A 7,660-nucleotide genomic window follows, 5' to 3' on the forward strand; every position below is an offset into this window, starting at 1 on the left:
CGCCAGACGTTCCTGGACATCCTCGCCGGCACCCCGGCCATGGCCCGGGTGCTGGCCGACGGGCACCGGCAGACGGTGATCGCGGACCGGAACTACTACGGCCGGGACTTCGAAGCCGCCCTGGGGGAGGCCGGGATTGATCTGCTGCGCCCGGCCCGCCGGGGCGAAAAGCCCCGCGCCGGGGCCCGGTTCTTCAAACCCCTGCGCCAGGTCATCGAATCCATCAACGACACCCTCAAGGGCCAGCTCGACCTGGAACAACACGGCGGACGGACCCCGGCAGGGGTCGCCGCACGCGTCATTCAGCGGCTGCTGGCGATGACCGCGGCGATCTGGCACAACGACCGCACCGGCCAAGCCGTCCGCCGCTCACTCATCGCCTACGACCACTGACCGCTTGGAATTACTCGTCTAGAGGGCGTGCTCGGGGATGCGGGCCAGGCGGCGGGAGGCTTCGACGGCGGCGGCGCGGCCGGCGCGTGTGGCACCCAGGGTTGAGGCCGAGGCGCCGTAGCCCACCAGCAGCAGCCGCTCCTCTTTGAGCACCTTTACCCCATCCATCAAGATGCCACCGCCGGGTTCGCGCAGCTTCAACGGCGCCAGGTGGTCCAGGGCGGCGCGGAATCCGGTGGCCCAGAGGATCACGTCGGCATCGAAGGCGGACCCGTCGTCGAAGACCACCCGCTCCGCCTCGATCCGCTCGATGCCGCCGCGGCTCACCAGCGTGCCCGCGGTGATGCCCCGCTGGTACGCCTCGATCAGCGGGATCCCTGTCGCTGCCACCACGCTCAGCGGTGGCAGCCCGGCGGCGGTGCGGGCGTTGACGCCGCGTTCCACATCCCTGCCCCACTCGGGGTCGAAGGCGCGGGTGGTGAATTCCGGCGGCCGGCGGGTGGACCAGGCGGTCTTGACCCCGGCGCCGGCCAGTTGCAGCAGGAACTGCACGGCCGAGGTTCCACCGCCCACCACCAGCACGCGCTTGCCGGCAAACTCGGATACGGAACGGAAATCGTGGGTGTGGAGCTGCCGGCCGGTGAAGGTCCGCTGGCCGGGGTAGCTGGGCCAGTACGGCTTGTCCCAAGTGCCCGTGCCATTGATGACGAGGCGGGTTTCATAGACGCCGCGGTCCGTTTCGACCAGCAGTGGGGAGGAGCCGTCGTCCGGGTCCCGGGGCCGGATGGCGAGCACCTTCACCGGGCGGTGGATGGGCAGTTCAAAGACGTCTTCATAGGAGCCGTAGTAGCGGCCGACGACGGCGGAGGCGGGCTCGGAAGGGTCCGGCTCGCCGAGCTTCATCCCGGGCAGGTCGTGGACGGCGTGGGCGGCACCGAGGGTGAGCGAGGGCCAGCGGTGGCGCCAGGCGCCGCCCGGTCCGGCGTTCGCGTCCAGGACCACAAAGTCCCGTTCCGGTTCCAGCCCGCGCGCGGCGAGATAGTAGGCGGCCGACAGACCCGCCTGGCCGGCCCCGATGACTACTACGTCTAACACCGTTCCTCCTGCACCGGCGCCCACTGTGGGCTCCACTCACAGGAACTACTTGCAGGCGCGCACTATTCCTACCGGGAGCGTGCCGTCCGCCACGATCGGCGTGCGGCGCCCCGGCGCAGGGCTGCGTCCACCAGCAGGGCTGCGAGCGCCCCCACCGCATAGGCGGGCAGATCCGTGGCGGCGAAGGTGGTGCCCAGCAGCAGCCGGAAGGGCGGGAAGGCCGCGGTCAGCTCCGCCGGGATGCCGGTGAGCTGCAGCAGTTCAATGCCCACGCTCACCGCGAGCGCCAGCACTCCCACCACGGCGCTGGAAAGCCGTGGAAACAGCAGGCCCAGCAGGACAAACACCAGCACGGTGTAGAGGGCGTCGCCCGCGAAGTCAGCGAAGGGGCCGCTGCCAAAATAGTGGACGGCCAGTCCCGTGCCTAGCACTGCCACCGCCGCTGCGGCCAACGCCACACGGCGCCGCGAAGTCCTGCGCATTACCCCCACCCGTCCCCGGCCCGGTGCCGGCCACCCCAGCCTACGATGCCGCGGTCACCGGGAAGTGCACGGGTGCGGCGGGGCGGCAGCGTCCGTGCACTTCCGGAGGGAGGCTAGGCCCGGACTACGGGGATTTCGGCCCATTCGGTGGTGAAGCGGGGCGAGGAGTGCTCGCGTTTCATGGACCACTGCGGCGGCTCGGCCAGGCCGCCCAGGCCCAGGCCGATGGCTGCGGCGCCGAACTTGGTCCGCACGCTGCCCATCAAGTCGCCCAGTTCCAGCTGCTCGCGGTGGTCCACAAAGAGGTCCAGCACCTCCTGGCCCCCGGCCGGCTCCAGTCCGCTGAAGAGCACGCCGGCGCGCAGGTATGCGGCGCCCGGGACGACGGATTCCCGCACCGCGGCGACGGCGGCGCGGGTCAGCAGGATGGGGTCCTGCGTGGCCTGCGGCAGCCGGATGGTGACGGAGGGGAAGCTCGCCACGCCCTGGGCGAAGCGGCTGGTCCCGGCGGTGACGGTCATCGTCGTCGTCCGCATCCCCTCGGCACTGAGCCGGGCCGCCCCGCGCTGGGCGTAGATGGCCATCACCTGCTCCATGCCCTCCACGGACGTGACGGGGGTGGAAAAGCTGCGGGAGAACATGATCTGCTGCTTGTCCGCACGCTCCTCTGTGTGTGGAATGCAGGCGGTGCCGTTCAGCTCATGGACGGTGCGGGCCAGGACCACGGAGAACTTTTTGCGGATCACCAGCGGGTCCGCCGCCTTGAGATCGGCAATGGTCTCGATCCCCAGGGCGTTCAGCCGCTCCCCAGTGCGCCCGCCCACTCCCCACAGACCGGTCACCGGGACCTTGGCCTGGATGGCGTCCACATGGCCCGGCGGCATCGAGTCAAGAGAACACACGCCGTTCAGGGCGGGGTTCTGCTTGGCAATGCGGTTGGCGAACTTGGCCAGGGTCTTGGTCGAGGCGACACCCACGCATACCGGCACGCCCACATGCCGCGCCACAGCCGCCCGGATGCCGGCACCGGCATCGCGCAGCTGCGCCTCGTCCCCCACCAGGCCCACGAAGGACTCGTCGATGGAATAGACCTCCTGCCAGGTGCCAAAGCGGCCCACCACCTCCATGACGCGGGCGCTCATATCGCCGTAGAGCTCATAGTTGCTCGAGCGGGCCACCAGCCCCCAGGCCTTGGCCATCGGCTCCACCTGGTACCAGGGTGCTCCCGTGGCGATGCCCAGCGCCTTGGCCTCTGCCGAGCGCGCCACCACGCAGCCGTCGTTGTTGGAGAGCACGACGACGGGGCGGCCTTCCAGCCGGGGGTTGAAGACCCGCTCGCAGGAAACGTAGAAGTTGTTGACGTCCACCAGAGCCATGCGGTCCCTGCCGGTTCCTGCCGCCACAACCACCACCGCCTAGAACAAATATTCGATTGTTCATGCTAGCACCGGACCGCCGGAGCGGTCAGTGGCATGCGGTGGGCAGGATCAAACCAGCGGGCTGTGGCAGCCAGCCAGCTGGCCGATGAGTTCCTCGGTGCTGCCGGAGCGCGCCAGGGCCAGCAGGCGGCGGTGCTTGGCCACCACACCGGCACTCTTGGCATTGTCACCCCGGTACGAGCGGATGATCCGCCGCTGCACGGGGTTTTCCCAGATGCCCTGCAGGGACGCGAGCAGGTACTTGTTGGGGCATGGAGCCACCAGCAGGAGATGGAAGTCCATGCTGGTGCGGAAGATTGCATCAAAGTCCGCCTCCGGTACGGATTCCGCCTCAGCCAGTGCCATCTCCAGCCGCGCGAGGTCCATGGGCGTGTATCTGCCGCCAAACCGCCTGATGGCCAGCGCCTCCACCTCCCGGCGGACCTCGTAGACGTCCGCGATGTCGGAGTCACTGAGCACCTTCACGAAATGCCCGCGGCCCGGAATGAAATCCGCCATCCCCTCATGGACCAGGCGTGCCAACACATCCCTGACCGGCATGCGCGAGACCCCATACTGGGCAGCAAGCTGGTCCTGGACCAGCTGGGCCCCCGGAGCAATGAGCTCGTTGACGATGTCATCACACACCCGTTCGTACACTCGCTCACTCAGCGGGCGCGTATCCCGGACCTCCACACTTGCCACCTTTTGCCCCTTGCCGCCGGCCCCTCGCGCAGACCTCTGCGCAGAATTCTTCCCAACATCTTTTCCCAAAGGTGTTGCACTTCACAGTATCCCTTGGATATGTTGTATCCAATCTTACCGATTGGATACAGAGCACATGGTGCAGCTACCCCACACGATCGACCGGGTCCGCGGAATCGACTTCGCGGCCCCCGGCAGGCAGCTTGGCCACCTGTCGATCGAGCACTCCAACAATGAGTTCGACGGCGCCGTCATCCCCGTACCCATCGCCGTGCTGGCCGGGCCGGACGCATCGAATGGCCCCACGGTCCTGCTGACGGCAGGCACCCACGGCGACGAATACGAGGGCCAGGTCCTGCTGCACGAGCTCATCCGCACCCTGGATCCAGGAAGCATCTGCGGCCGGATCATCGTCCTCCCCTCGCTCAATCTGCTGGCGGTGCGGGAAGGCTCCCGGGTCTCCAAGGTCGACGGCGCCAACCTGAACCGGGCCCTTCCCGGCCATGCAGCGGGCGGCCCCACGGCGCAGATTGCACGGATCGTCGACGCCGACCTGCTGCCATTGGCCGACTTCGCCCTCGACATCCACTCCGGCGGCGCCGTCAACGAATACGTCCCATCGGCCTTCGTCTATGCCGGGCCCACGCCGGAGGTGTGGGCGCGCAAGATGGCAGCCGTCGAGGCCTTCGGCCAGCCATACTGCGTCGTCGTGAAGCCGAACTATGTGTCGGGATCCATCAGCGGGGCGGCCGACCGCGCGGGCGTTCTGATGGTCTCCACGGAACTCGGCGGGCGCGGCACGGTCAACCGCCGCTTGCTCGCAGACTCCCGCGCCGGGCTCTACAAGCTGCTGGCCCATGTGGGCGTGCTTGACGGCGGCACTCCGCGCCCCGGAGCCACGGCCGACGCCGACGCGCGTACCCCCGCGGGTCCCCCTGCGGACATCCAGTACATCCAGCTGGGCTCCGATGCAGCAGTCATGGCCCGTGCCGGCGGTCTCTTCGAACCAACCGTCGATCTGGGCCAGCGGGTCGTCGTCGGCGATCTCATCGGCAAGGTCCATTTCATTGACGAGCTGGACCGGCCGGCCTATGAATACCGCGCCCACATCGATGGCCTCATTGCCACATTGCGCCACCCCACCCTTGTACGGACCGGAAGCACCCTGGTGAACATCGCCGTTCCCATGGACAACCCTTCACGATTGGACAGCTGACATGACCTTTCCACGCATCCTCCGCCTGGTCCTCGCCGCCACTGTCGTCCTGACGACCGGGCTGGCAGCCACGGGCTGCACCAACGCCTCCCAAGGCCTGGCCGGCACGGGCCCCGCCAGTGTGCCGGGCTCCCCCAGCTTTGATCCGTCCACCCTGCACAAGGACGACGCCCTGGCCGCCATGCTGCCGGACTCGCTCAAGGGCAAGGACACCATCACGGTTGGCTCGGACACCACCTATGCCCCGGCCGAGTTCCTGGGCGGCACCGACGGCCAGACGCCCATGGGGTTCGACGTCGACTTCGCCAAGGCCATCGGCGCCACACTGGGATTGACGGTGGACTTCCGCACGGCGGGCTTCGCCACCATCCTCCCGGGGCTGGGCACCAAATACGACCTCGGCATGAGTGCCTTCTCCATCACCAAAGAGCGCATGAAGGCCGTGAACTTCGTCGACTATTTCAAGGCCGGCTCCATCTGGGCCGTCCAAAAGGGCAACCCGCAGAACGTCAGCGTCGACAACCTCTGCGGCCTCAAGGTGGGGGTCCAGACCGGGTCCGTCCAGGAGGATCCGGACCTCACCGGCCGTTCCAAGGCCTGCACCGACGCCGGCAAGCCCGCCATCGACGTCGTGAGCCTGCCCAACCAGACGGACATCACCACCCGCCTGGTCAATGGCGGCATCGCGGCCATGGTGTCCGGTGGAACCACCATCACCTACGCGCTGACCCAGACCGGCGGCCAGTTGGAACTTCTGGGTGGGTTGTACAACCCGGACCACAACGGCATCGCCGTGGCCAAGTCGGACCCTGAACTCGCGGACCTGGTGGCCAAGGTGATGAACAAGCTCATCGCCGATGGCAGCTACGCCAAGATCATGGACCGATGGGGCATCGCCGTACTGTCCACCGACAAGTCAGTGGTCAATCCGGAGGTCGACAGGTGACCGACACCAAGACGCGCATCCCCGGGCGGACTCCCCATGGCGATGCCCATCCGCACGGCGTCGTGTTGAACGATGCGGTTCCGGTCCGGCACCCGGGCCGGTGGGTCGGGGCCGCCATCATCGTGCTCGTCCTGGCCATCACCGCCCAGTCCCTGATCACGAACCCCCGCTTCCACTGGGACCTCGTGGGCACCTACCTGCTGGACACCCTCGTCGTCCAAGGCATCGGCTGGACCCTGATCCTCACCGTCTCCTCGATGGTCATCGCGATCGCCCTGGCCATCATGCTGGCCTTCATGCGCCAATCCGAGAACCCGCTCTTCCGCTACGTCTCCTGGGTCTGGGTCTGGTTCTTCCGCGGCACCCCCGTCTACACCCAGCTCGTCTTCTGGGGCCTCGTCGCGACCCTGTACCCCAAGATCATCATCGGCGTCCCCTTCGGCCCCGAATGGTTCTCCATGGACACCCAGACCGTGGTCAACGCCACCGTCGCAGCGATCCTGGGCCTGGGCCTGAACGAATCCGCCTACCTCGCCGAGATCTTCCGCGCCGGCCTGAAATCCGTGGACAACGGCCAGATGGAGGCCGCCGAGGCCCTGGGCATGCGCCGCTCCAAGATCATGTGGCGCATCATCCTGCCCCAGGCCATGCGCGTGATCGTCCCCCCGACCGGCAACGAAACCATCGGCATGCTCAAAACCACCTCCCTGGTCCTGGCCGTGCCCTTCACCTACGACCTGACCTTCGTCACGAACACCATCGCGAACCGCATCTACCAGCCCATCCCGCTGCTGATCGTCGCCGCGTTCTGGTACCTGCTGGTCACCTCCGTGCTCATGGTCGGCCAGTTCTACATCGAACGCCACTTCGGCAAGGGCGTGGACAACCTCACCAAGGCCCCCGTCAAACCCGCCGCCGTGGCCGCCGCCGTCGCCCACGCCCACAACCCCGCCGCCCCGGCAGACCCGGAACCGGCGGCCCCGACCAGTGAAGGCGGCACCACGCCATGACCACCACCGCCACCGGCACCCCCGGACGGGCCGGCACCGACCCGCTCGTCAGGATTGAGGGCGTGCACAAGTTCTTCGGCGAGCACCACGTGCTGCGCGGCATCGACATGACCGTCCAGCCCGGGGAGGTGTCCGTGATCATCGGCCCCTCCGGCTCGGGCAAGTCGACCCTGCTGCGCTGCATCAACCTGCTCGAAACGATCTCCGCCGGCCGCATCCAGGTCCGCGAGGACCTCATCGGCTACAAGGAGGTCAACGGGCGCCTGCACGATTTGTCCACGAAGGCCATCGCGAACCAGCGCCGGGAGATCGGCATGGTCTTCCAACGCTTCAACCTGTTCCCGCACAAGACCGCGCTGGCCAACATCATGGAGGCCCCCACCCAGGTCAAGCGC

Annotated in this window: 8 protein-coding genes and 1 pseudogene; 5 read left to right on the top strand and 4 right to left on the bottom strand. The window is 67.8% G+C overall.

Translation table 11 applies throughout. The features are described from left to right. Positions 1-393, top strand: a pseudogene (locus K254_RS25860) (IS982 family transposase); the annotation flags it as partial. An 18-nt stretch (positions 394-411) separates the two neighbouring features. Here K254_RS25860 and K254_RS0100010 read toward each other — a convergent pair. From K254_RS0100010 to K254_RS20875, 4 genes are all read right to left on the bottom strand, one after another. Then, a complete protein-coding gene (locus tag K254_RS0100010; RefSeq protein ID WP_026553663.1) occupies positions 412-1,488 on the bottom strand; it encodes an FAD-dependent oxidoreductase in 1,077 nt (358 codons plus the stop codon). A gap of 68 nt (positions 1,489-1,556) precedes the next feature. Then, positions 1,557-1,970: a ribosomal maturation YjgA family protein gene (locus tag K254_RS0100015; protein ID WP_035748791.1), complete on the bottom strand. Its 414-nt coding sequence runs from the start codon at positions 1,968-1,970 to the stop codon at positions 1,557-1,559. 113 nt (positions 1,971-2,083) lie between these two features. Continuing rightward, positions 2,084-3,373 (bottom strand): Y-family DNA polymerase, encoded by a 1,290-nt coding sequence (locus tag K254_RS0100020; protein WP_026553665.1) that lies wholly within the window; start codon positions 3,371-3,373, stop codon positions 2,084-2,086. 84 nt (positions 3,374-3,457) lie between these two features. Continuing rightward, positions 3,458-4,048: a GntR family transcriptional regulator gene (locus K254_RS20875; protein ID WP_051388581.1), complete on the bottom strand. Its 591-nt coding sequence runs from the start codon at positions 4,046-4,048 to the stop codon at positions 3,458-3,460. A 181-nt stretch (positions 4,049-4,229) separates the two neighbouring features. On the opposite strand from K254_RS20875, the gene K254_RS0100030 reads away from it, so the two are divergent. From K254_RS0100030 to K254_RS0100045, 4 genes are all read left to right on the top strand, one after another. Next, positions 4,230-5,309, top strand: coding sequence for a succinylglutamate desuccinylase/aspartoacylase family protein (locus K254_RS0100030; protein WP_051388582.1), 1,080 nt, complete (start codon positions 4,230-4,232; stop codon positions 5,307-5,309). Between the two features lies 1 nt (position 5,310). Then, positions 5,311-6,255, top strand: a complete 945-nt coding sequence (locus K254_RS0100035; RefSeq protein ID WP_035748793.1) for an ABC transporter substrate-binding protein — start codon at positions 5,311-5,313, stop codon at positions 6,253-6,255. A gap of 62 nt (positions 6,256-6,317) precedes the next feature. Continuing rightward, the gene (locus K254_RS20880) at positions 6,318-7,265 is read left to right on the top strand and encodes an amino acid ABC transporter permease (protein ID WP_231391705.1); all 948 of its coding nucleotides are present in this window, start codon (positions 6,318-6,320) and stop codon (positions 7,263-7,265) included. After that, a partial coding sequence (locus K254_RS0100045) for an ATP-binding cassette domain-containing protein (protein WP_155848396.1) occupies positions 7,262-7,660 on the top strand: 399 nt, incomplete at its 3' end. The genes K254_RS20880 and K254_RS0100045, both read left to right, overlap by 4 nt.

Source organism: Arthrobacter sp. 35W (assembly GCF_000482545.1).
In the GTDB taxonomy this organism is placed as follows: domain Bacteria; phylum Actinomycetota; class Actinomycetes; order Actinomycetales; family Micrococcaceae; genus Specibacter.

Excerpts from the sequence above, each read along its gene's own strand:
- K254_RS0100015 (WP_035748791.1), bottom strand. The coding sequence starts at position 1,970 with ATGCGCAGGACTTCGCGGCGCCGTGTGGCGTTGGCCGCAGCGGCGGTG.
- K254_RS0100030 (WP_051388582.1), top strand. The coding sequence starts at position 4,230 with ATGGTGCAGCTACCCCACACGATCGACCGGGTCCGCGGAATCGACTTC.
- K254_RS0100035 (WP_035748793.1), top strand. The coding sequence starts at position 5,311 with ATGACCTTTCCACGCATCCTCCGCCTGGTCCTCGCCGCCACTGTCGTC.